This window comes from Duganella sp. GW821-FHT07F09 (assembly GCF_059418705.1).
In genome coordinates, this window is sequence record NZ_JBWKQJ010000019.1 from 1 (window position 1) to 24451 (window position 24451).

Sequence of the window (24451 nt, forward strand, 5' to 3'; positions counted from 1 at the left end):
GCGCTGACGACCGACCAGGTCAAAGGCCTGTCGAGCGCCCAGTTCGCCGCGATGAGCACCGCCAACATCGCCAACGGTTTGACCACCGACCAGATCGTCGCCATGACGTCGGCACAGTTCTCCGGCCTGAGCACCGCCCAGATCGGCGCGCTGTCGACCAACAGCATCGCCGCCATCGAGACCGCGGACATCGTCGGTATCAGCACCGCCGGCATCGCCGCGCTGAAGTCGTCGCAGATCGCCGCGCTGGTCACCGACCAGATCGCGACCCTGTCGACCAACCAGGTCGCCGCGCTGACCACCGCCGGCGTCGCCGGCCTGACCACCGACCAAGTGGTCGCGCTGAACACCGCCCAGGCTGGCGCGCTGAGCACGCAGCAAGTGCTGGCGTTCAGCACCAACGCCATCGCCGCGCTGGAAACGGCCGACTTCGCCGCGCTGAAGACCGCCGCCGTCGCCGCGCTGTCGACCAACCAGATCCGCGCCCTGACGACCGACCAGATCGTCGCCTTGACGACCACCGAAGCCGGTGCCCTGAGCAGCGCCCAAGTGGCCGCCCTGAGCACCGACGCCGTGGCCGCCATGCAGACCGCCGACCTGGCTGCCCTGAAAACGGCCTCGTTCGCCGCGTTGAACTCGAGCCAAGTGGCAGCGCTGACGACCGACCAGGTCAAAGGCCTGTCGAGCGCCCAGTTCGCCGCGATGAGCACCGCCAACATCGCCAACGGTTTGACCACCGACCAGATCGTCGCCATGACGTCGGCCCAGTTCTCCGGCTTGAGCACCGCCCAGATCGGCGCGCTGTCGACCAACAGCATCGGCGCCATCGAAACGGCCGACATCGTCGGTATCAGCACCGCCGGCATCGCCGCGCTGAAATCGTCGCAGATCGCCGCGCTGGTCACCGACCAGATCGCCACCTTGTCGACCAACCAGGTCGCCGCGCTGACCACCGCCGGTGTCGCCGGCCTGACCACCGACCAGGTGGTCGCGCTGAACACCGCCCAGGCTGGCGCGCTGAGCACGCAGCAAGTGCTGGCGTTCAGCACCAACGCCATCGCCGCGCTGGAAACGGCCGACTTCGCCGCGCTGAAAACGGCAGCCGTCGCCGGCCTGTCGACCAACCAGATCCGCGCCCTGACGACGGACCAGATCGTCGCCTTGACGACCACCGAAGCCGGCGCCCTGAGCAGCGCCCAGGTGGCCGCCCTGAGCACCGACGCCGTGGCCGCGCTGCAAACGGCCGACCTGGCCGCGCTGCGCACCGCGTCGTTCGCCGGTCTGAACTCGGCCCAGGTCGCCGCGCTGACGACCGACCAGGTCAAAGGTCTGGCAACCGCCCAGTTCGCTGCCCTGAGCACCGCCAACGTCGCCAACGGCCTGACCACCGACCAGATCGTCGCCATGACGTCGAGCCAGTTCGCCAGCCTGAGCACCGCCCAGATCGGCGCGCTGTCGACCAATAGCATCGCCGCCATCGAGACGGCCGACGTCGTCGGTATCAGCACGGCCGGCATCGCCGCGCTGAAATCGGCGCAGATCGCCGCCCTGGTCACCACCCAGATCGCCACGCTGTCGAGCAACCAGGTGATCGCCCTGACCACCGCCGCCGTCCGCGCCCTGACCACCGACCAGGTGGTGGCGCTCAACACGGCGCAAGCGGCCGCGCTGAGCACCCAGCAGGTCGCCGCCTTCGGCAGCGACGCCATCGCCGCGCTGGAAACGGCCGACTTCGCCGCACTGAAGACGGCCGCCGTCGCCGGCCTGTCGACCAGCCAGATCCGCGCCCTGACGACCGACCAGGTTGTCGCGCTGACGACCGCCGAAGCCGGCGCCCTGAGCAGCGCCCAAGTGGCCGCCCTGAGCACCGACGCCGTGGCCGCGCTGCAAACGGCCGACCTGGCCGCGCTGCGCACCGCCTCGTTCGCCGGTCTGAACTCGGCCCAGGTCGCCGCGCTGACGACCGACCAGGTCAAAGGCCTGGCCACGGCCCAACTCGTTGCGCTGAGCACCGCCAACGTCGCCAACGGCCTGACCACCGACCAGATCGTCGCCATGACGTCGAGCCAGTTCGCCAGCCTGAGCACCGCCCAGATCGGCGCGCTGTCGACCAATAGCATCGCCGCCATCGAGACGGCCGACATCGTCGGTATCAGCACGGCCGGCATCGCCGCGCTGAAATCGTCGCAGATCGCCGCCCTGGTGACCGACCAGGTGGCCACCCTGTCGACCAACCAGGTGGGCGCCCTGACCACCGCCGGTGTCCGTGCGATGAGCACCGACCAGGTGGTCGCGCTCAACACGGCCCAAGCCGCCGCGCTGAGCACCCAGCAGGTCGCCGCCTTCGGCACTGACGCCATCGCCGCGCTGGAAACGGCCGACTTCGCCGCGCTGAAGACCGCCGCCGTCGCCGGTCTGTCGACCAACCAGATCCGCGCCCTGACGACCGACCAGGTCGTCGCGCTGACCACCGCCGAAGCCGGCGCCCTGGGCAGCGCCCAAGTGGCCGCCCTGAGCACCGACGCCGTGGCCGCGCTGCAAACGGCCGACCTGGCCGCGCTGCGCACCGCCTCGTTCGCCGGCCTGAACTCGGCCCAGGTGGGCGCGTTGACGACCGACCAGGTCAAAGGCCTGGCCACGACCCAGCTCGTTGCGCTGAGCACCGCCAACGTCGCCAACGGCCTGACCACCGACCAGATCGTGGCCATGACGTCGAGCCAGTTCGCCGCCCTGAGCACCGCCCAGGTCAGCGCGCTGTCGAGCAACAACATCGGCGCCATTGAAACGGCCGACATCGCCGGTCTGAGCACCGCCGCCATCGCCGGCCTGAAATCGGCGCAGATCGCCGGCCTGACCACCGCCCAGGTGGCCACGCTGACGACGAACCAGATCGTCGCCCTGAGCACGGCATCGTTCCGCGCCCTCGGTTCCGACCAGGTCGCCGCGCTGACCACGGCCCAAGCCGCTTCGCTGAACACCCAGCAAGTGGTGGCGCTGACCGTCGACGCGATCGCCGCGATCGAAACGGCCGACCTGGCCGCTCTGAAGTCGAGCGCCATCACCGGCCTGTCGAGCGCCCAGATCCGCGCGCTGACCACCGACCAGGTGGGTAGCCTGTCGACCGCCAGCATCTCGGCGCTGACCACCGCGCAGGTCGGCAACGCCCTGACCACCGACCAGATCGTCGCGCTGACGTCGAACCAGGTTGGCGCGCTGAGCTCGTCGCAAGTGGCGGCGCTCACCACCAGCAACCTGGCCGCGCTCGAAACGCAAGACATCGTCGGCCTGAAATCGTCGTCGATCGGCGCCCTGCGCACCCAGCAGGTCGCCGCGTTGACGACCGACCAGATCACGGCGCTGAACACCACGCAGGTGTCCGCGCTGAGCACGGCGGCGTACAGCCTGGGCCTGACCACCGACCAGGCCGTGGCGCTGTCGAGCAACCAGCTCAACGCGCTGAGCACCGCGCAGATCCGGGCGCTGTCGACCAACAACCTCCAGGCGCTGGAAACGGCCGACATCGCCGCCCTGAAAACCTCGTCGATGGCAGCGCTGAGCACCGCCCAGTACTCGCGCATCACCACCGACCAGATCAAGGCGATGACGACGACCCAGTTCGCCGCGATCACCACCGCCCAGATCCACGTGCTCACCAGCGCGCAGGTCCAGGCGATGAGCACCGACCAGATCAAGGCGCTGCCGACCTTCACGCCGATCGTGCTCGATCTGAACGGCAACGGTATCGACACCCTGAACGTGTCGGCCGGCGTCCAGTTCGACATGCTGGCCAACGGTCAGAAAGTGAACACCGGCTGGGTGGGTGGCGGCGACGGCCTGCTGGCCCTCGATCGCAACGGCGACGGCGTGATCGACAGCGGCGCCGAGCTGTTCGGTTCGGGCACCACGCTGGCCAACGGTCAGAAAGCGGCCACCGGCTACCAGGCGATGGACGAGCTCGACACCAACGGTGACGGCACCATCGACGCCAAGGATGCGCAGTTCTCCAGCCTGCGTGTCTGGGTGGACGGCAACGCCGACGGCGTCAGCCAGGCCGGTGAACTCAAGTCGCTCGCCGACCTGAACATCACCAAGCTGAACCTCGACGCCAAGCAGGATGTGTCGCTCAACAACGGCAACTTCGTCGGTATCACCTCGACCTACGAAACCGCCGACGGCGCCACCCATGTCGCGGCCGACGTCTGGTTCGCGGCCGGCGCGGCCAGCACCAACCTGACCAGTTCGGTCAGCGGCCTGGCTTCGGCGATGTCGAGCTTTGGCGCGGCGACGGCGTCCACCACCGTGACCAAGCTGGAAATGCCTTCCAGCACGAACACGGCGGTGGCGGCGATGGCCAGCGCGATCAGCAACTACGACACCAAGCTGACCGCCGTGAGCAACTCGGTCTCGACCGAGGAGACGCTGCGACTGAAGGCCCTGCAGGGCGGCCATCACCAGGGTATCCTGGCCGCCAAGTAAGCTTAGTTAGTCTCACCGCCAAGACGGCAAGCCCTGCGGGGCTTGCCGTTTTTTTTTGAACGGTCGAACAGCGGGGTAAACCCGGTTGTGCTTCGAAACAACAAAAGCCGTTTGCGGGCTCTGCGCTGGGTTAGAATCCGAAGGCTGGCACGATAGTGCGCGAAGGCAAACTTCGCCCCACGACCCGGCTCGGTTCTTTCCCATACATCAGGCCTATGCACGATAAATTTCCCCATACCGCGATCCAGTGTCTGACCGCCATCGCGCAGCATCATGGTCTGCAAATCAATCCCGAGCGGCTGATCGACGACTACGCCTTGCGCGCGGAGGAACCGGGCGACGGCGCGCTGCTGCGCATCGCCTCGGATATCGGTTTGAAAGCCAAGGCGGACAAGCTCACCTGGTCGCGGCTGATGGCGCAGGGCGGCGTGTTCCCGCTGATGGCGCGCCTGGTCGACGGCAACATGATCATCGTGGTCGGCGTCAAGCCGGCCGACGCGGTCGGCCATCCGGGCGCCGAGGACCAGGTCGCCGTGCTCAACCCGGCCAACGCCAACGCCACCGTGGTCATGGTCGCGCGCGGCGAGTTCGAGAAGCGCTGGGCCGGCGAAGTGCTGTTCATCAAACGCCAGCACAAGCTGACCGACCCCAACCAGCCGTTCGGGCTGCGCTGGTTCATCCCCGAGATCCTCAAGCAGAAGGCGGCCTTCCGCGACATCTTCATCGCCGCCATCGCCATGCAGCTGCTGGCGCTGGCCTCGCCGATCTTCTTCCAGCTGGTGATCGACAAGGTGCTCACGCACCAGAGCGTGACGACCTTGCAGGTGCTGGCCGTGGGCATCGTCATGGCGCTGGTGTTCGACGCCACCTTCGGCTTCCTGCGCCAGACCTTGACCCTGGCCGCGTCCAACAAGATCGACATGCGCCTGACGCGGCGCGTGTTCGCCCACCTGCTGTCGCTGCCGATCGACTTCTTCGAGACCACCAGCGCCGGCGTGGTCACGCGCCACATGCAGCAGCTGGAAAAAATCCGCAGCTTCCTGACCGGGCGCCTGTTCTTCACCGCGCTCGACCTGATCGCGCTGCTGGTGTTCGTGCCGATTCTGTTTAGTTATTCCTTCAAGCTGGCGATGATCGTGCTGCTGTTCGCGGCCATGATCGGCGGCATCGTGCTGGCCATGGTGCCGACCTTCCAGCGCCGCCTCAACGCGCTGTACTCGGCCGAGGGCCAGCGCCAGGGCATGCTGGTCGAGACCATCCACGGCATGCGCACCGTGAAAGCCCTGGCGATCGAGCCGTCGCAGCGCCGCATCTGGGACCAGCGCTCGGCCGAGGCCATCACCATGCACTTCCGCGTCGGCCAGATTTCGATCGCCGGCAACGCCGTCACCGACTTCCTCGGCAAGCTGCTGCCGGTCACCTTGATCGTCGTCGGCGCCGCCGACGTGTTCGACCAGACGCTGTCGGTCGGCGGCCTGATCGCCTTCCAGATGCTGGCCGGACGCGTGACCGGTCCGTTGATCTCGCTCGTCGGCCTGGTCAACGAGTACCAGGAGACGGCGCTGTCGGTCAAGATGCTGGGCGAGGTGATGAACCGCGCGCCGGAGGGCCGCGCCGGCGCCAACGGCCTGCGTCCGGTGCTCGAGGGCGAGATCAAGTTCGACGCCGTCACCTTCCGCTATCCGGGCGCGCAAGCGATGGCGCTCAACAAGGCCAGCTTCACGATCGAGCAGGGCACCGTGGTCGGCATCGTCGGCCGCAGCGGTTCGGGCAAGACCACCTTGACCAAGTTGATCCAGGGTTTGTACCCGGTGCAGGAGGGCATCGTCCGCTTCGACGGCATCGACGCCCGCGAGATCGAGCTGTCGCACCTGCGCCGCCAGATCGGCGTGGTGTTGCAGGAGAATTTCCTGTTCCGCGGCACCGTGCGCGAGAACCTGTCCGTCACCAAGCCCGACGCCACGTTCGAGGAACTGGTCGCGGCGGCGGCGGCGGCCGGCGCCGACGAATTCATCGAACGCCTGCCGATGGGCTACGACACCGTACTGGAAGAGAACGCGTCCAACCTGTCGGGCGGCCAGAAGCAGCGCCTGTCGATCGCCCGGACGTTGGTGGCGCGCCCGCGCATCCTGATCCTCGACGAGGCGGCCAGCGCGCTGGACCCGGAAAGCGAGGCCATTTTCATCGGCAACCTGTCGAAGATCGCGGTCGGCCGCACGGTGGTGATGATTTCGCACCGCCTGTCGACCCTGGTCAACGCCGACAAAATCATGGTCATGCAACAGGGCAGCCTGATGGATGCGGGCCGTCACGAAGAACTGCTTACACGTAGCGAAACTTACCAGCACCTATGGAACCAGCAAACAAGTCACCTTTAAGCTTCAAGCGCCGCAAGGACGAGACCGAGATCGAGTTCCTGCCCGACGCGGACGCCATCGAGCGCGGTCCGCTGCCCCGCTTCGTGCGCGTCACGCTGCACGTGCTGCTGCTGGCGTTCGTCTCGTTCATCCTGTGGGCCTGTTTCTCGCCGGTGGAGAAGATCGTCACCGCCCACGGCCGGCTGGTCAACCCGCTGCCCAACATCATCGTGCAGCCGCTCGAGACGTCCATCATCCAGAGCATCGACGTGCGCGTCGGCCAGATCGTCAAGAAGGGCCAGGTGCTGGCCACGCTCGACCCGACCTTCACCGCCGCCGACGAGTCGCAGCTGCGCATCCGCCTGCAAAGCCTGGACACCCAGGCCGCCGGCCTGCGCGCCGAGTTGTCGGGCAAGGCCGGCGCCGCCGTGACCAGCGGCTCGAGCGCCGACGCCCAGCTGCAGTCGCAGCTGTCGAACGAGCGCAAGGCCAATTTCGAGGCGCAGAAAACCAAGATGGACCAGAACATCGCGCGCCTGCGCGCCGGCCTGGAGACCAACAAGCACGACCAGGTGATCCTGGCCCAGCGCGTCAAGGCGCTGCGCGAGGTCGAGGCCATGCAGGAGCAGCTGATGGCCGAGCAGTTCGGCGCCAAGATGCACTTGCTGGAGGCGCGCGACCGCCGCCTCGGCGTCGAACGCGACATGGACATGCAGCGCAACAAGGCGATCGAGATGGCCAGCGAGCTGGCCTCGGCCGAGGCCGAGCGCTCGGCCTTCGACAAGAGCTGGCGCCAGAAGGCGATGGAGGATTTGCTGACCGCCTCGCGCGACCGCGACGGCATCAACGAGCAGCTGGCCAAGGCCGACAAGCGGCTCAAGATGATCCAGATGGTGGCGCCGGCCGACGGCGTGGTGCTGGAGATCGGCAAGCTGTCGGTGGGCTCCATCGTGCGCGAGGCCGAGGCGCTGTTCACCCTGGTGCCGCTGGGCGCCGAGCTGGAGGCCGAAGTGCAGATCGATTCGCTCGACATCGGCTACATCAAGACCGGCGCCGTCACGCACCTGAAGGTGGACGCCTTCTCGTTCATGAAGCACGGCATGCTGGAGGGCAAGGTGCGTACGATCAGCCAGGATTCGTTCAAGCGCGACGCCGCCGACAAGAACGGCGGCGGCCTGGACGCCTACTACCTGAGCCGCATCCAGTACACCGGCAACCTGAAGAAAATGACCGAGGGCACGCGGCTGCTGCCCGGCATGACCGTCTCGGCCGAGATCGTCGTCGGCCACCGCACCGTGATGTCGTATCTGTTGTATCCGCTGACCAGGGCGCTGGACGAATCGATCCGCGAACCATAACCTCCAACCGGGAAACGCCATGTATTTAACTGTAGATAACGGCTTCATCGAACGTCCGTCGATCGCCGACCGCGCCATCGTCGAGCGCGTGATGACGGCCTATAACAAGGCCAAGGCGGTGCAGAAGGACGCGGCCGAGGAATATCAGGTCAGCCACATGTGGTTGCCGATCTACCAGAGCTTCATGAACGACCTGATGGCGACGATGGAGCACCGCGACGTCGACAAGCTGGCGCACATCTACGCCAACTTCTTCCGCGACCGCAGCACCATCGGCATCCACGGCATGCCGGTCGACATGCAGAGCACTTACTTCTCGGGCAACATCAGCGAGGAAGCCAAGGGCAAGTACCTGGCCGACGTCATGCACCGCATGAACATCTGGCTCGACTCGATGGGCAAGTCGCACACCCTGGACGCGCTGGAGACGCCCAACGTCGGCAATCCCTACGGTTTCTACATCGACGGCAAGTTCTTCCGCGCCGGCGTCGACTACCAGCATTATTACGCCACCATCATCGCCCGCCTGATCCGCGGCAAGGAGCACAAGACGGTGCTGGAACTGGGCGGCGGCTTCGGCGGGCTGGGCCACTTCCTGATGCGCGACAACCCGGACCTGACCTATATCGACGTCGACCTGCCGGAAAACATGGCGCTGAGCGCCTACTACCTGCTGAGCGGCTGTCCGGACAAGAAGGTGGCGCTGTTCGGCGAGATCGACCTGGCCACGGCCGACCTGACGCAATACGACGCGGTGGTGCTGCCGAACTTCGCGCTGGCCGATCTGAAGGACGACACGGTGGACCTGGCGTTCAACTCGTACAGCCTGGCGGAGATGTCGCTCAACAACGTGGCCAACTACGTCCAGCAGTTCAGCCGCCTGTCGCGCAAGTTCATCTACCATGTCAACCACACGGCGATCCCGCCGGTCAAGTCCGACGACTTCGCCTTCGACTTCGACAAGTTCGAATTGATCTCGCGCGCGCCGGCGCTGTGGAACATGGCGCGCAACAAGGACATGGACGAGTACGAGTACATCTACAAGTCCAAGCATCTGAGCTTCAACTAAGCGGATGCGCCGCTGGCGGCGCGGCGGCGGATTACGCTACGCTAATCCGCCCTACGTGTCTCCGGAAGTTTGATCGTATCGTGGCCACTTGTTCCACGTAGGGCGGATTAGGCGGCACGCCGTAATCCGCCACCGCGCCGCCGTCGGCGCTTATTGCAGCTTTGCCAGCACGGCGTCGACGTTATCGGCCGTCAGGCCTTCGTACAAAATGTCCCGGTTGGCCAGGATGGCCTCGTCGCTGACCTTGGAAAAATCGAACTTGAGCATGCGCTCGACCACCGCCGGTTCGAAGCGGTGCTTGATGTACCGGGCCGGGTTGCCGCCGACGATGGTGTACGGCGCCACGTCCCTGGTCACCACGCTGCCGGCGGCGACGATGGCGCCCTGGCCGATCGTCACCCCAGACATGATCAGCACCTGGTAGCCGATCCAGACATCGTCCCCGACCACGATCGGCCCCTTGGTCGACGATTCGAGCATCTCGCCCAGATACTTGACCTTGAACGGAAAGGTGGAGAAACCATCATACGGATGGTTGCCGCCCAGCATGAACTTGACGTCGCTGGCGATCGAGACGAAGCTGCCGATGGTCAGCCGCTCGGCGTCGCGGCCGTAGGCCATGATGTTGAGCTCGCCATACGAGCGGCGCCCCACCGTCACCCGGCTGAAGTCGAATGGCCCCGACGACATCGTCAGCATCGTGTGGTTGTGTGGATTGAGCGCGCGCCAGTAGTCGGCCTTTTGCTCCTCGAACGATTTTTCCGGCACCGGCGCGGCCACGGCCGCAACCTTCGGCACGTCGGTGATCAAATGCTCGATCGCCTTGTAGAAATAATCGTCATGCAGGTAGTCCTGCATGTATTGGAAAAAGCCGCTCTTGGAGAAATCGTTGTCGCCAAAATAGTAGGGGATGATGTGGTTGACCAACAGCTTTTGTTTCTCGGCCTCGTAGACGGCGCGTTCCAGCTGCCCGCTGTCCAGATACGGCTTCATCAGCGACAGATAGTTGGTGCCGAACACCTCGGCGACGTTGTAGCCGCTCTTGCGCCCGGTGCTCTGGCCGGCGAAGTAGGCGCCGTACAGCACGATGGCGCGCTTGCCCATGCCCAGTAGGCGCAACATGACGTCGGTCTGCACCAGCTTCAGGTGGGCGTTGCGGCTGAAGTCCGGCATGGCCTCGAACTCGTCGCGCCACATGCCGAAGCCGCCTATCCACGTGCAGAAATACGACACCTTGGCGACGAACTCGCTAAGGGTGTTGAGCGCCTCGAGCGCATTGCCGGTGAACATATTGCCGTTGGTGAAGAACACCACCGGCTTTTCCACCGCCACCGCCGAGTACACCTTGACCAGCTCGGTCAAGCTGCCGTCGAGGATCACCAGGTTGTCGTTGTGTAGCTTCAGGTAGGTGCCCGCGCCCATGCGCAGCGCCGCCTCGAAATTCTTGTCGGGGAACACCGGCTCCGGATGGCGCTGGTAGCGGATCTTGCCGGGGAAGGCCGCCGCGAACGCCTCGCCGACATCCTTGGTGTTGTCGTCCGAGCAGTTGTCGGAGATGACGACCTCGATGTCGGCGGTGTCGCGGAAGGCCGCCTGCACCACGATGCTGTCGAGCGTCTGCTGCAGGAACGGCGCGCGGTTGAAGGTCGGAATGCAGATCGACAGGATCGGGGCCGGGGCGGTGGTCATCGTGCTCATCAGGCGCGCGGCGCGGCGAACCAGCGGTAGGTCTTGGCGATGGTTTGCTCCAGGTTGCAGGTCTGGCGCACGCCCAGGCGTTTTTCGGTGGCGGCGACGTCCGGATACAGGTCGTCCTGGACCGGCTGCTTGCCCGGCGCCGTGTTGAGCGCCACGCGCGGCGCCGGCGAGACGCGCTCGCCGATCATGCGCACCAGCTCGAGGTGGGTGACCGCCTGCGCGCTGCCGAGGTTGTACACCTCGCCGTCGACGCCCTTGACCAGCGCGGCCAGCGTCCACCAGGCGGCGTCGCTGCCATACAGGTAGCTGCGGCGCGCGCTGCCGTCGCCGTGGATGCGGATCTCGCTGCCGGTCAGCACGTCGCGCAGGAAGTTGTTGATCGCCCACGGGCGGTCGAGCTGCTGGTAGGCGCCGGTCAAGGTGAACGGGCGCAGCGTCGACACCGGCAGCCGGTACTGGCTGCGGTAGATCGACGCCAGCATCTCGGCCGAGCGCTTGGCGTCGACGTAGACCTTGTGCAACTGGCCGGACGGAATCGGGTAGTAGTCGTTCTCGCCCAGCGGGCCTGGACGCTGCGGTGTGCCGGCCACCAGGCTGGAACTGATGTTGACGAAGCGGCGCAGGCCGTCCAGCTGCGCGGCCGCGTCGAGCGCGTTGCCGATGCCGGCCACCGTGGTCTGGTGCACGCGCAGCGGATCGGAGGCGTGCACCCGGTTGTTCGGGATGCCGGCGGCATGGATCACGAAGCTGGTGTTCTTGGCGAATTCGAACGGCGAGCGCACGTCCTGCGAACGCAGGCGGATGTCGGAGCGTCCGGCCAGGTGCGGATACTGCGTCGGCCATTCGCTGACGTTGCGGGCGAACAGGTCGAGCGTGATGCCCAGCTGGTACTGGTCGTTGAGCGCCGCCACCATCTCGGCGATCCAGCTGCCCAGGAAGCCGGTGCCGCCGGTGACGGCGATGTGCTGGCGCGCCAGGCCTGCGCGCACGTCCGCTTGTCCTTCGCAGGCGGCCAGGCAGTCCTGGCGCATCTCGGCGAATTTGGAGTCGATGCTTGATGCGGTCATGATTGTCCTTTCTGTGCCGCTTCGGCGGCCAATGCCCGCGCCACTTCGATGATCAGGCTTTCCTGGCCGGCCACCGCGTTGCGTTTGCCCAGGCCGAAGAAGATGTCGCGCGGGTCGACGTTGTATTCCTTGGCCGCGTTGGCGACCGGCTTGGCGAAGCCGGAGAACACGCCGGCCAGGCCGGAGACGATCGACAGCGGCGAAATCGACGGCGCCACCGGATTGAATTCCTTCTCGGCGATGTCGGCGGCGTCGAGGATCTTATACAGGTCGATGCCGGTCTCGAAGCCGAGGCGGTCGAACACCGCCACCAGCACTTCCAGTTGCGTGTTGCCGGCGCCGGCGCCGAAGCCGCGGATGGTGCCGTCGATGATGGTGGCGCCCTCGTTGACGGCCGTGACCGAGTTGATGACGGCCATGCCAAGGTTGTTATGGCCGTGGAAGCCGACCGGGATATTCAGGCCGTCGACCAGGGTCGAGATGCGTTCCTTGACGTCGTCGGGGAAGTAGGCGCCGGCCGAATCCATGATGACGATCGCCTCGGCGCCGTACGATTCCATCTTCTTGGCCTCCTCCAGCAGGGTGGCGGCGCTGGCCATGTGGCTCATCATCAGGATGCCCCAGGCTTCCTTGCCCTCCTTGCGGGCGTAGGCGATGTGGCGGTCGGTGATGTCGGCCTCGGTGCAGTGCGAGGCGATGCGGAACAGATCCACGCCCAGTTCCACCGCGCGCGACAGGTCCTTCTTGATGGTGCAAAAGCCGGGGATCACGTGGATGCCCAGCTTGGAGTTCTTCAGGTGCTGGCGCGAGATGACCAGGATGTCCTCGTCCGTCAGGCGGCATTCGCCGACCAGCAGCGAGGACGCGCCCAGGCCGTTGCCGTGGCCGACTTCGACGATCGGCACGCCGGCCGCCTCGGCGGCCTGGCAGTAGGCGATGAAGCTCTCGCGGCTCAGTTGGTGGCGCACGGCGTGGTTGCCGTCGCGCAGGGTCGGGTCGCTGATCAGGATTTTCTTAGCCATGCTTGCGCTCCTTGGTTGGTGCTTTCGCCAGCCGTGCCTCGGCCAGCATTTCCGCCATCGCGATGGCGGCGCAGTTGATGATGTCCAGGTTGCCCGCGTACTGCGGCAGGTAGTCGCCCGCGCCCATCACCTTGATGGTGGTGATCACGCGGCCCGCCTCCAGCGTCGGCGGGATCACCAGCGAATAGCCAGGCACGTAGGTCTTCAGCTTTTCCACCATCGCCTCGACCGAGGCGCGGATCGCGTCCAGGTCCGGATTGTCGATCTTGGCGTAGATCGTGGTCTGCATGTCGATCGGCGGATTGGCCGGGTTGAGGATCAGGATCGCCTTGGCGCGCCTGGCGCCGGAGAACCGCTGCAGCGCCTCTTCGGTGGTCTCGATGTATTCATCGAGGTTGGCGCGCGTGGCCGGGCCGGCGCTGCGCGAGGCGATGCTGGACGCGACCTCCACGTACTCGATGTTTTGATGCACCTGGCCGATGGCGGCGGCGATCGGTATCGACGACTGGCCGCCGCAAGTGATCATGTTGATGTTGCCGGCGGCGGTGCCGCCGACCATGCCGTCACGGATGCAGTCCTGGGCGTTGATGGCGGGGATGCAGAACTCGCCCAGCTTGGCCGGGGTCATGTCGATCACCGTCTTGCCCAGTTTTTCCAGGGTCGCCCAGTGGCCGATGTGGGCTTGCGCCGACGTCGCGTCGAACACCATGTCGCAGATCGACGGATCGGCGATGATCGCCTCGATGCCGCGGTCGGAGATCGGCACGCCCAATTGGCTGGCGCGCTTCATGCCGGCCGAATTGAAGTTCCGGCCCGCGAACAGGGTGCACACCAGGTGTTTGGAGCGCATCACCTTGATCATCAGGTCGGTGCCGATGTTGCCGGAGCCGATGATGGCTATCTTCAGTTTGTCGGAGCTTGTCATCTGGTTCACCCAAGTTTTCGTTATGCCGCGTCCCTGCCAAGGATGATCGCCGATTCGGTGCGGATGCCATCGATGGAGGAGTACGCTGGTTGATAGCCCAATTCGGCGGCTTGCCGGTTGAGCGAGTAGTAATTCGGTTTGGCGCCGGTGGCGTTGACCACCGCCGGCGCCTGGTCGGCCGCCGCCACTTCGTAGCGCAGGCCGAAGCGCGCCTGCATTTGCGCCAGCAGTTCCCGCTTGTCGACCGCGCCGGCGCTGTAGCAATCGAGCGCGCGGTTGGCCGCCGGCGCGTCGAGCACGCGCCGCACCAGCTGGTGGAAGTCGGCCGGATGCAGGTAGTCGCGCACCATGTCGCCGGCCGAGGTTTGCAGCACCTGGTCGTCGCGGATGGCGCGCAGGATATCGGTGATGAAAAAGCGCGCGTTCAAATCCTGGGTGCGGCTGAAGTAGTTGAACACGCGCAGATCGGTGATCGCCAGTTCCGGCGCCGAGCGGTGCTTGCATTCGGCGTGCAGCTTGGCGACGGCGTAGTAGTCCTGCGGCGTGACGGCGTTGAGCGGAATGCTGGCGCGGGTGTCGGCCGTCGCCGGCTGCAAAAAGGTCGAGCCGTAGGCGGCGCCGCTGGACAGGAAGATATAGCGCCGCTCCGGATGCAGCCGCAGCTGCTCCAGCGCCAGGTCGTCGAACTGCTGGGTAACGCCGAAGATGGCGCCGCCCATTTGCGCGGCGCGATGTGGATCGCCGACGCCGACGAAATTGAGCACGGCGTCGTGCGGCTCGTGGCCGTAGTTCGCGTACGACATCACCGGGAAGTCCAGCCCGCGCGCCCGCTGCCATTGCGCCGCCGCGTGGGCATCGCGCACATACAGCAGCAGCTCGGAGCGGCCGGCGGCGGCCAGCGACTGGATCAGATCCTTTGCGATCTGGCTGCTGGCGCCGAGGATGGCGATGCGTTCCATGCTAGAGCGTTTTCGACTTCTCGTGCATGCCGCCGATCATGGCCCGGTCGAGCACCTCGCGCGGCAGCAGCGGCGACAGGTCCTCCAGCGGCGGCGACACCAGCGTGCCGTCGGCGCGCGCGACCACGCCCAGCTTGGGCGAGAACACCTGCTGCGGATGCATGAACACTTCGCAGATCACCGGGCCGGTGGCCGCCTGCACCGCTTCCAGGGTGGCGTCGCACTCGTCCCAGGTGCGGATCTGGTACGCCGGCATGCCGAAGGCGGCGGCCAGCTTGGAGAAGTCGGGGCAGGAGACGCCGGACTTGCGGTCGGTGCCCACGTAGCCGCCCTTGAACAGCGACTTTTGCGTGTGCTTGATCATCAGGTAGCCGTCGTTGTTGAAGATGAACAGCTTGATCGGCAGGTTGTGGTGGACCACGGTTTGCAGCTCCTGCAAGTTCATCATCATGCCGCCGTCGCAGTTCAGGCACATGACTTCGCCGCGATCGTTGGCGAACGACACGCCCAGCGCCGCCGGCAGGCCGTAGCCCATCTCGCCAAGGCCGGTGGAGGTCATGAAGCGCTGGCCTTCCTTGAAGCGCAGCACCTGGTGGCCGCTCAGCAGCGCGGTGCCCATGTCGGTCACCACGATCTGGTCCTTCTTGAAGAAGGTGTTGAGGCGCTCCATGAAGCGGTAGGAGTTGATGAAGCCTTCCGGGTCCGCGTGCTCCGCGCCGACCCACGGGAACTGCTCCTCGTAGGCGCGGCACTTGGCGACCCATTCGGTCTTCGGCGCCACGGCCAGCGACTCCAGGCGCGCCAGCAGCGCGTCGATGAAGACGCGGGCGTCGCAGACGATGGTTTCGCGCGCGCGCTTGGCATGCTTGGCCGCTTCGTCGCTGTCGATGTCGACCACGTCGATGCGGGCCAGGCGCGCCAGCTCGTTGATGTCGTAGCCGATCTGCGGGATCGCCAGGCGGGTGCCGATGGCGAGCACGTAGTCGCTGTTCTGCAAAATGAAGTTGGCGGCGCGCTGGCCGTAGACGCCCGCGCGGCCGAACACCAGCGGGTGCGAGGAGTCGATCATGTCGATGCCGGCCCACGAGACCAGCGCCGGCGAGCCGGATTTCTCCAGCAAGGGCTTGATCTTCGCCTCGGCGCCGGCCAGGCGGATGCCGTTGCCGAGCCACAGCACCGGACGTTCGGCCTTCGCCAGCGCGGCGATCACGCTGTCGACCTGCGCGGACACGGCGGCGGTCAGGTAGTCGACGGCCGGCGGCGGGACGAAGTGCTCCATGGTGGCCGGATCGATGCGGCCGGACTGGATGTCCATCGGGATCTCGATCCAGGTCGGACCGGGACGGCCGTTCAGCGCCAGGTGCACGCCTTTTTCCAGCTCGTAGACGGCGCGTTCCATCTTCGTCACGCGCATCTGGTATTTGCTGACGCGCTCCACCATCTGGCACGAGTCGTAGCCCTGCACGCCCCACATGCGCAGCGGATTCTCGGCGAAGCAGAACTTGGAGTTCTCGTTGCCGGCGATGACGATGCACGGGATCGAATCGGCCCATGCCGACACCACGCCGGTGACGCCGTTGGTCGAGCCGGCGCCGGTGGTCAGCAGCACGGCGGCCAGGCGGCCGTTGGTGCGGTAGTAGGTTTGCACCGCCATGCAGGCGGCCTGCTCGTGGTGGACGCAGACGATCTCCGTGAAGCCACGGCGCGCGATGGCCTCGAACAGGTGCACGTTGCCGGCGCCGATGATGCCGAAGGCGTGTTCGATGCCCAGGTTCTCCAGGGACTCGGCCACCAGTTCGGCGACCTTGATCTTGTTGTCGCTCATTAGAAGTTCACGCCAAAGAAGGCTTCCAGTTTTTCGATCGTAAAGTCCAGCATCTCGCGGGTCAGGCCCGGGAAGACGCCGATCCAGAAGGTGTCGTTCATCACGCGGTCGGTGTTGGTCAGGTCGCCGGAGACGCGGTAGTTACGGCCGATCATGTACGGCTGGCGCGTCAGGTTACCGGCGAACAGCAGGCGGGTGCCGATCTTGTGCTGGTCCAAATAGGTCAGCAGGTCGACCCGCGCCACGTTCGCTTCCGGCTTGAGCGTCATCGGGAAGCCGAACCACGACGGGTCGGAATTCTCGGTCGCCACCGGCAGGATCAGGAACTCGGCGCACGACTGCAGCCGCTCCGTGAGATACGCGAAGTTGTCCTTGCGGGCCTGGATGAAGCCGGCCGCGCGGTCGATCTGCGCCAGGCCGCAGGCGGCCTGCATGTCGGTGATCTTCAGGTTGTAGCCCAGGTGGCTGTAGGTGTACTTGTGGTCATAGCCGGCCGGCAGCGTGCCGAAGCACTGGCAGAAACGCTTGCCGCAGGTGTTGTCCTTGCCCGGCGGGCAGTAGCAATCGCGGCCCCAGTCGCGGAACGACTCGGCGATCATTTTCAGTTCGGCGTTGTTGGTGAAGACGGCGCCGCCTTCGCCCATCGTGATGTGGTGGGCCGGGTAGAACGACATGGTGCCGATGTCGCCGAAGGTGCCGACCATCTTGCCGTCGTAGGTGGAGCCCAGCGCGTCGCAGCAATCCTCGATCAGCCAGAGGTTGTACTTTTTGCAGATCGCGACGATCACGTCCAGGTTGTACGGATTGCCCAGCGTGTGGGCCAGCATGATGGCCTTGGTCTTCGGCGAGATCGCCGCTTCCAGCTTGGTGACGTCGATGTTGTAGGTGCCCAGTTCCACGTCCACGAACACCGGAATCGCGCCGAACTGGATGATCGGGTTGACGGTGGTGGGGAAGCCGGCGGCCACGCCGATGACTTCATCGCCCGGCTGGATCGCGCGCGGTCCCAGCTTCGGCGAGGTCAGGGTGTTGAACGCGACCAGGTTGGCCGACGAGCCGGAATTGACGGTGATGAGGAAGTCCACGCCGATCATCTTGGCCAGCTTGGCCTCGAACTGGTCGTTGAAGCGGCCGGTGGTCAGCCAGGCGTCGAGCGAGGCTTCGACCATCAGTTCCATTTCCGGCGCGCCGACCACTTTGCCGGCCGGCGGGATCACCGTCACGCCGGGCTCGAAGGCCTTGGGCACGCTGGCCAGCGCGCCGTACTCGGCGACCAGCTTGTTGATCTCCGCGCGGAGTTGTTCTTTGGTTTTTGCTTCGCTCATGGTTGCTGCCTTAGATGTGTTCGGTGTTTTGGTAGGTGTCGATTTGCGCCAGCGTGAAGGCGCGCATGTCGGCGTTCGCCGCATGCGCCTTGTGCCAGCCGACGATCATGTCGATGGTGTGGCCCAGGTGCCAGCGTGGCTGCCAGTGCAGGCGCGCGCGCGCCTTGGAGCAATCGAGCTTGAGGTAATGCGCCTCGTGCGGTTGCGGCGCCTGGTCCAGCTCCCAGCCGGCGCCGTCGCCCCAGCTCGCGCACAGGCGCGAGATGATCCATTCGACCGGACGGGCGTCGATGTCGTGCGGGCCGAAGTTGAAGCCTTCGGCATAGGCCGCGCCGTGGTCGTAAAGGTGCTCGGCCAGGGTCAGGTAGCCCGACAGCGGCTCCAGCACGTGCTGCCACGGACGGATCGCGTGCGGGCTGCGGATGCGCACCGGCTTGCCGGCGGCGATGGCGCGCACCATGTCGGGTATCAAACGGTCCTCGGCCCAGTCGCCGCCGCCGATCACATTGCCGGCGCGGCCCGAGGCCAGCGCCACGCCATGCTCGGCGTATTTTTCCGGGTTGAAGAACGACGAGCGGTAGCCGGCCGTCACCAGTTCGGCGCAGGCCTTGCTGTTGCTGTACGGGTCGTAGCCGCCGAAGGCTTCGTTCTCGCGGTAGCCCCAGGCCCACTCCTTGTTCTCGTAGCACTTGTCGCTGGTGACGTTGACCACCGCCTTGATGCCGGGCGTGTTGCGCACCGCTTCGAAGAAGTTCACCAGGCCCATGACGTTGGTGGCGTAGGTCTCGACCGGGTTGGCGTAGGAGTAGCGCACCAGCGCCTGCGCGGCCATGTGGATGACGATCTGCGGCCGCGCCTCGAGCATGGCGTCGCGCAGCGCGGCGCCGTCGCGGATGTCGCCGATGATGGAGGTCATGCCGGCGCCCACTTGCGCGGTGTCGAACAGGCTTGGTTGGCCTGGCGCCAGCGCGAAGCCGGTGACGTGCGCGCCCAGTTGTTGCAACCACAGGCTCAGCCAGCTGCCTTTGAAGCCGGTGTGACCGGTCAGGAATACGCGTTTGCCGTGCCAGAACGAGGGATTCATGGCCATCGCTTCCACGGCGCCTTGCCGCTTTCCCACAGGTCTTCGAGCAGCACCTTGTCGCGCAGCGTGTCCATCGGCTGCCAGAAGCCGTGGTGGTGGAAGGCGTCCATTTGGCCTTCGTTGGCCAGCTTTTCCATCGGCTCCTTTTCCCACGTGGTGCCGTCGCCGGCGATGTAGTCGATCACCTTCGGCGAGAGCACGAAGTAGCCGCCGTTGATCCAGGCGCCGTCGCCCTGCGGTTTTTCCTTGAAGCTGACGATGCGCTGGCCGTCGATGTCGATGGCGCCGAAGCGGCCCGGCGGCTGCACCGCCGTCATCGTGGCCAGCTTGCCGTGCTGTTTGTGGAAGGCGATCGAGGCGCCGATGTCGATGTCGGACACGCCGTCGCCGTAGGTGAAGCAGAACGCCTCCTCGTGCTCGACGTGCTGGCGCACGCGGCGCAGGCGGCCGCCGGTCAGCGTGTCGGCGCCGGTGTCGATCAAGGTGACCTTCCACGGTTCGGAATAGCGCTCGTGCACTTCCATGCTGTTTTTTTGCAGATCGAAGGTGACGTCCGAGGTGTGCAGGAAGTAGTTGGCGAAGAACTCCTTGATCACGTAGCCGCGGTAGCCGCAGCAGATGACGAAGTCGTTGATGCCGTGGGCGGAATAGCTTTTGAGGATGTGCCACAGGATCGGCTTGCCGCCGACCTCGACCATCGGTTTCGGCTTGACAGTGGTCTCTTCGCTGAGCCGTGTGCCCAGCCCGCCCGCCAATATGACTGCCTTCATGCGATCTCCGGAGTGTGAGGATGTCCAGACTGCATTATCCGCCGGAACCGTCATATTCTAAACGAAAAGCAAGACAGGTTTTGCCCTCTGTTTACCTATAGCCACAACCGGCAACCATGGGGAGATGTCTTTGTTATACTCTGCTGACTATATCTTAGGAGTAACAGTGATGGCGATCGAAAAAGTCCTTCTGCTGCACGGCCCGACGCAGCTGCCGTTTCGTCCGCCGTTTCCGGGCTTGCTCTTTTATCCGAACGTCCCGTACGACAGCCGCCCGGGCATCATCCTGATGGCGAGCGTGTTCCGCGCGATCGGCTTCAAGATCGCCTTCAGCGGCTGGGAGGAGGACGGCGAGTGGCTGCGCGAGAACGCCGCCCTGTTCGACTTCTTGGTGGTTTCCGACCAGCATACCTTGCATACCGAAAGCAATTATCGCGGCAAGGTCATCGGCAACAACAAGGAAAAGCTGTACTACGCGGCGCTGGCCGGCATCCGCGCGGTGCGCGAAGGCTTGGGCGACGACGCGGTAGTCTACCGCCTGCGCGCCGACGTCACGGTGCACCAGGCCCATATCGTGATGCACATGGCGCAGATCCGTCGCGGCTCGGGCGACATCATGATCGAATACTGCGACGTCAAGAAGATCCATTCGACGCCCGACTTCATGCTGCTGGGCGAGGTGGCGGTGCTCGACGCCATCTACACCGGGCTGTATGAACGCAGCCGCGCCGGCACCGCGTTCCACGTGTCGTCGCACGTCGACCACACGATGACTTTTCTGTCGCTGCAGGAGCAGGGCGTGGTCGGGCGCATCATCAGCATGCGCAAGGAGGTGCACGACTCGGTGATCTGGCGCGGCATACCGCGCTACTTCGAGGAGGTCGATCCATCGCTGCAAGCCAGCCGCTCGTTCGGTACCGAGATGGCGCTGAGCGGCGGCCTGACGGTGGCGGAGCTGCTGGCGCAGATCGATCCGGGCGTCTCGGGCCAGAACGAGCGCGTGACGCCGGCGGCCTAGCCCAGCGCGCGCCCCAGCGGGTGGGCCAGGAAGTAGTCCAGGTCCTCCGGCACGCCCAGGCCGTACATGCCGGCGCGGTCGGCGCCGATGTTGTGGTAGCCCAGCCGGGCGCCGGCGGCGATCATCGCGTTGTAGGTCGGCGCGACGTAGAACTCGCCGTTGACGCGCAGGTCGGCGGCGATCATGGCGTCGGCGGCGGCGACGAAATCGGCGCCGCGCGCGAAGTTGTAGATGCCCACCGTGGCCTCGTTCGAGACCACCTGCTTTTCCACCACCTCGACGATGGCGCCTTCGGCGTCGAGCCGCACGTACGACCATTTCGGGTGGTCGGCGCTCATCGTCATGATCAGGCCGTCCAGGTTTTCCGCCGCCATGCGGTCCAGGTAGTCGTCGATGCCGGCGTCGATGTACTGGTCGCAGTTGGCGATCATCAGCGGCGTGGCGTCGTCGATCAGCGCGCGCGCCAGCAGCACCGTGCACGCCGCGCCCTGCGTCACGTGCGCCACCGGCACGACGGCGCAGCCGGGCGCGATCGCCTCCAGCCGCGCGCCGAGTCCATATTGTTCCAGGTGCGCCTGCTGGCACAGGAAGATGAAGCGGTGCGGCTGGCTCGGGCGCAGGTTCTCGATCACCACCTCGATCATCGGCCGGCCGCCGATCGGGATCAGCGGCTTGGGATCGGTGTAGCCGGCGTTGGCGAAGCGGCTGCCATGGCCCGCCATCGGCACGACGATGTTGATCATGGCGCCTCGCCCAGGTATTTGTCGTCGACCGCGCCGGGCACCTTGACCACCACGGTCACGGTGTCCTCCAGCACGACGAAATCGGTCGACTCCATCGGATTGATGACGACGATGTCGCCGCCGGCGTACTCGACGCCGTTCATTTGCACGCGGCCGCTCTGGATCACCGTGATCTCCTGCGCGATCTTGTGGTAGTGGCGCGCCTCGCGGTCGCCGGCGCGGTAGTGCTTGATGCCCACCTCGGCGGCGCGGGTGGCCAGCGCGGTCGGCGTGAAGTCGCCGACGAACCAGCCGCGCACCATGTCGTCAAGCTTGTAGCGTTCCATGATCAGCCCTTCGGGATGTCGAGGTAGGCGCGCAGCGCGTGCATGCGGCCGTCGCGCCATTCGATGATGTCGACGCCCTCGAGGTGGGTGGCGTCGATGTCGAGCGTGAATTCGATCACGGTGGTGGCACCGTCGGCGTAGATGTTTTTTGCGCGGAAGGACAGCTTTTGGCAGCCCTCGAACATGCCCTTCATCATGGCCAGCGCGGCCGGCTTGCCGTCGATGCGCTTGACCACCGGGTCCTCCAGCGAAAAATCGTCGGCCAGCAGGGCGCCCACGGCGTCGAGGTCGCGGGCGTCGAAGGCGCGGATGTAGGCTTCTGTCAGTTGTTTGCTCATGGTCGTGTCAATTGGGTAGTCGGTGCAGCGCGGCTTCGTATTCCTCGATCTTTTTCGGCGAATAGAAGGTGTGGTAGGCGTCGTTGGGCACGGCCAGCGCGGTCAGTTTGCGGTTCAGCAGAACCAGTTCGTTGAGCACCGGCGCGATGTAGAACACCCCGTCGACGCTGGTGTTCTTGCGGATCGAGTGCTGGGCCGCCAGCACGAAATCGGCGCCGCGCGCGAAGTAGTAAAAGCCGGCGATGGCGTGGCGGCTGATCGGATGCTTCTCGGCCGTCTCGATGATCGTATCGCCGCCCTCCAGGCGCGCGTACGACCAGCGCGGGTGCACCGAATCGAACGTCAGCGCGCCGGCGTCGGCGCCGCCGGCGCGGAAGCGCGCCAGGTAGTCGTTCAGGTCGACGTCGAACAACTGGTCGCCGTTGACGATCAATAGCGGCTCGTCGGCGCCGATGTAGTCGATCGCCAGCAGGGCGCTGCAGGCGGCGCCCTCGGTCTGGTGCATCAGGCGGATGATGGCGGTGTCGGCGCCGGCCAGCAGGCGCACCGTGCTGTCGAGGTGGTAGCGGCTGCAATCCTCGTCGCGCAGGATGAAGATGAAGCGCTTGTCCTCGGCGATGCCGTCCAGGTTCTCGATCAAGTACTGGATCATCGGCTTGCCGGCGATCTCGATCAGCGGCTTGGGGAAGGGGAAGTCGGCGCCCTCGAAGAACGGCGACGACACGCTCAGCGGCACGATGATGTTAAGCATGAGCGGCCTCCAGTTCGGCGATGGTGCGGGTGATGTTGGCGTGGTTGACCTCGCGCACGTCGTGCACGCACATCACGTGCGCGCCGGAGTCGCGCGCCGCCTTGATGCCGTTCGGATTGTCCTCGACGATCAGGCATTCGTCCGGGCGCAATCCCATGCGCTCGATGGCCTTGAGGTACATGTCCGGCGCCGGCTTGGGCGCCGTCACGTCCTGGTTCGACAGGAAGAATTCGAGGAAGGGCAGCAGTTCGGCGCGTTCCAGCATCATGGCGATGGTGTTGCGGATCGAGTTGGAGCACACCGCCATGCGGTAGCCCTCGGCCTTGAGCCGCGACAGCGCGAACTGGTGGTGGAACACCGGCTTGCATTTGGCGTAGATCACTTCCATCGTGTAGATCTGCTTCATCTCGTTGATGAAGCCGTGCAGCGCCTCGGGCAGGCCGCGCTCCATCGACAGCATGCGCAGCTTGGTCTTGGTCGGCAGGCCATCGTAGGTCACCAGGTGGTCGTAGCGGCTGATGGCCATGCCGAACAGCGTGAGCGCGCGGTTGAGTGCTTCGAAGTGCCATTCCTTGGCATCGATTAGCACGCCATCCATATCGAAGATGATGGCTTTAATCCTGGTCATCGAAAAAATCCTTCGCGGCTTGGGGGAAGTCGGTGCACAGGCTCAGGGCCGGGTGCCGGTGCAGGCCGGCGGCGCGCAAACGGCGCCACAGGTCCAGGTGGGGACGGCGGTGCAGTTCCGGCGAAACGACGCACACCGCCTTGCCCCGTTCCAGCCAGTTCTCGATGTCGCGCGGCTGGTACCACTCGCCGTGGAAGGCGTCGAGCCAGACGCCGGCGGCGCGCTCGAGGAAGGACGGCACGGTCTCGTATTCGCTGTGGCGGGTGTAGGCCGGCAGGCCGCGCTGCAGGTAGCCCAGCGCGTCGGGCACCGCCATGTCGAACACGAAGGTGTCGGCGGTGGCGTGGGCGGCCAGCGCCGCCGCCACCGGCGCGTGCAGGCCGTCGGCCTTGATGTTGAGCGCCAGCGGCCGCCCGGCCGGGTAGCGTGCGCACAGTGCCAGGAAGGTATTGAGCGTCATCTCGCCGCCGCCAGGCATGTCGTGCGAGATGACGACCTCGCGGCCGGCGTCGCGCAGATCGGTTTCGATGCCGAAGCCGCCCGCGAGCGCCCGCTCGAACGCGGCCGGCGAGTTTTTTTCGCTTTCTTCAAGCCAGTAACCCCGGTGCGCGACGATTTTCATGCTTGCGTGTGTGTGCGGAAGAAGAACCTGTGATTGTAACCGGGGATCGCTTGGGGCAAGGCCATCCGCGTTGTTAATAGGCAACGCATG

20 protein-coding genes are annotated in these 24451 nt (G+C 65.7%); 5 read left to right on the top strand and 15 right to left on the bottom strand.

Features of this window, described 5'->3' with window-relative positions; translation table 11 throughout:
• The 4 genes from AC07P1_RS31345 to AC07P1_RS31360 form a co-directional block, all read left to right on the top strand.
• On the top strand, positions 1 to 4476 hold a 4476-nt coding region (locus tag AC07P1_RS31345), incomplete at its 5' end, for a beta strand repeat-containing protein (protein WP_494699514.1).
• A 215-nt stretch (positions 4477 to 4691) separates the two neighbouring features.
• A complete protein-coding gene (locus AC07P1_RS31350; protein WP_494699515.1) occupies positions 4692 to 6854 on the top strand; it encodes a peptidase domain-containing ABC transporter in 2163 nt (720 codons plus the stop codon).
• A complete protein-coding gene (locus AC07P1_RS31355) occupies positions 6827 to 8191 on the top strand; it encodes an HlyD family type I secretion periplasmic adaptor subunit (RefSeq protein WP_494699516.1) in 1365 nt (454 codons plus the stop codon). Before AC07P1_RS31350 ends, AC07P1_RS31355 begins: the two co-directional genes overlap by 28 nt.
• Positions 8192 to 8210: 19 nt before the next feature.
• Positions 8211 to 9260, top strand: coding sequence for a putative sugar O-methyltransferase (locus AC07P1_RS31360; RefSeq protein ID WP_494699517.1), 1050 nt, complete (start codon positions 8211 to 8213; stop codon positions 9258 to 9260).
• 150 nt (positions 9261 to 9410) lie between these two features.
• Here AC07P1_RS31360 and AC07P1_RS31365 read toward each other — a convergent pair whose 3' ends face one another.
• From AC07P1_RS31365 to rfbF, 9 genes are read right to left on the bottom strand one after another with little or no spacing between them, the layout of a single operon-like run.
• Positions 9411 to 10958, bottom strand: coding sequence for a glycosyltransferase (locus tag AC07P1_RS31365; RefSeq protein WP_494699518.1), 1548 nt, complete (start codon positions 10956 to 10958; stop codon positions 9411 to 9413).
• On the bottom strand, positions 10958 to 12025 hold the full coding sequence (locus AC07P1_RS31370; protein WP_494699519.1) for an NAD-dependent epimerase/dehydratase family protein: 1068 nt from the start codon (positions 12023 to 12025) through the stop codon (positions 10958 to 10960). Before AC07P1_RS31370 ends, AC07P1_RS31365 begins: the two co-directional genes overlap by 1 nt.
• Positions 12022 to 13047 (bottom strand): 4-hydroxy-2-oxovalerate aldolase, encoded by a 1026-nt coding sequence (gene dmpG / locus AC07P1_RS31375; RefSeq protein ID WP_494699520.1) that lies wholly within the window; start codon positions 13045 to 13047, stop codon positions 12022 to 12024. The genes AC07P1_RS31370 and dmpG overlap by 4 nt, the downstream gene beginning before the upstream one ends.
• Positions 13040 to 13972, bottom strand: a complete 933-nt coding sequence (locus AC07P1_RS31380) for an acetaldehyde dehydrogenase (acetylating) (RefSeq protein ID WP_494699565.1) — start codon at positions 13970 to 13972, stop codon at positions 13040 to 13042. Before AC07P1_RS31380 ends, dmpG begins: the two co-directional genes overlap by 8 nt.
• A gap of 20 nt (positions 13973 to 13992) precedes the next feature.
• Positions 13993 to 14931 (bottom strand): NAD-dependent epimerase/dehydratase family protein, encoded by a 939-nt coding sequence (locus tag AC07P1_RS31385; protein WP_494699521.1) that lies wholly within the window; start codon positions 14929 to 14931, stop codon positions 13993 to 13995.
• 1 nt (position 14932) lies between these two features.
• The gene (locus AC07P1_RS31390; protein WP_494699522.1) at positions 14933 to 16756 is read right to left on the bottom strand and encodes a thiamine pyrophosphate-binding protein; all 1824 of its coding nucleotides are present in this window, start codon (positions 16754 to 16756) and stop codon (positions 14933 to 14935) included.
• Positions 16756 to 18081, bottom strand: coding sequence for a lipopolysaccharide biosynthesis protein RfbH (rfbH, locus tag AC07P1_RS31395; RefSeq protein WP_494699523.1), 1326 nt, complete (start codon positions 18079 to 18081; stop codon positions 16756 to 16758). Before rfbH ends, AC07P1_RS31390 begins: the two co-directional genes overlap by 1 nt.
• A gap of 10 nt (positions 18082 to 18091) precedes the next feature.
• Positions 18092 to 19165: a CDP-glucose 4,6-dehydratase gene (gene rfbG / locus AC07P1_RS31400; protein WP_494699524.1), complete on the bottom strand. Its 1074-nt coding sequence runs from the start codon at positions 19163 to 19165 to the stop codon at positions 18092 to 18094.
• Positions 19162 to 19935: a glucose-1-phosphate cytidylyltransferase gene (gene rfbF / locus AC07P1_RS31405; protein ID WP_494699525.1), complete on the bottom strand. Its 774-nt coding sequence runs from the start codon at positions 19933 to 19935 to the stop codon at positions 19162 to 19164. The genes rfbG and rfbF overlap by 4 nt, the downstream gene beginning before the upstream one ends.
• 169 nt (positions 19936 to 20104) lie before the next feature.
• On the opposite strand from rfbF, the gene AC07P1_RS31410 reads away from it, so the two are divergent.
• Complete coding sequence (locus tag AC07P1_RS31410) at positions 20105 to 20953, top strand: hypothetical protein (RefSeq protein WP_494699526.1); 849 nt, start codon at positions 20105 to 20107, stop codon at positions 20951 to 20953.
• On the opposite strand, the gene AC07P1_RS31415 is transcribed toward AC07P1_RS31410, so the two are convergent.
• The 6 genes from AC07P1_RS31415 to AC07P1_RS31440 are packed head-to-tail and all read right to left on the bottom strand — an operon-like array spanning position 20950 to position 24361.
• Positions 20950 to 21696: a glycosyltransferase family 2 protein gene (locus AC07P1_RS31415; RefSeq protein ID WP_494699527.1), complete on the bottom strand. Its 747-nt coding sequence runs from the start codon at positions 21694 to 21696 to the stop codon at positions 20950 to 20952. The two genes, AC07P1_RS31410 and AC07P1_RS31415, sit on opposite strands and share 4 nt — an antisense overlap.
• Complete coding sequence (locus AC07P1_RS31420) at positions 21693 to 22022, bottom strand: hypothetical protein (RefSeq protein WP_494699528.1); 330 nt, start codon at positions 22020 to 22022, stop codon at positions 21693 to 21695. Before AC07P1_RS31420 ends, AC07P1_RS31415 begins: the two co-directional genes overlap by 4 nt.
• Before the next feature lie 2 nt (positions 22023 to 22024).
• Entirely contained in the window at positions 22025 to 22360 is a 336-nt protein-coding gene (locus tag AC07P1_RS31425; protein WP_494699529.1) for a nuclear transport factor 2 family protein, read from the bottom strand.
• A gap of 7 nt (positions 22361 to 22367) precedes the next feature.
• Positions 22368 to 23111 (bottom strand): glycosyltransferase family 2 protein, encoded by a 744-nt coding sequence (locus AC07P1_RS31430; protein ID WP_494699530.1) that lies wholly within the window; start codon positions 23109 to 23111, stop codon positions 22368 to 22370.
• Entirely contained in the window at positions 23104 to 23739 is a 636-nt protein-coding gene (locus AC07P1_RS31435) for an HAD family hydrolase (protein WP_494699531.1), read from the bottom strand. Before AC07P1_RS31435 ends, AC07P1_RS31430 begins: the two co-directional genes overlap by 8 nt.
• Positions 23726 to 24361 carry a PI-PLC domain-containing protein gene (locus AC07P1_RS31440; RefSeq protein WP_494699532.1) on the bottom strand — a complete coding sequence of 212 codons (636 nt, stop codon included), beginning with the start codon at positions 24359 to 24361 and terminating at the stop codon, positions 23726 to 23728. The genes AC07P1_RS31435 and AC07P1_RS31440 overlap by 14 nt, the downstream gene beginning before the upstream one ends.
• Positions 24362 to 24451 lie beyond the last annotated feature (90 nt).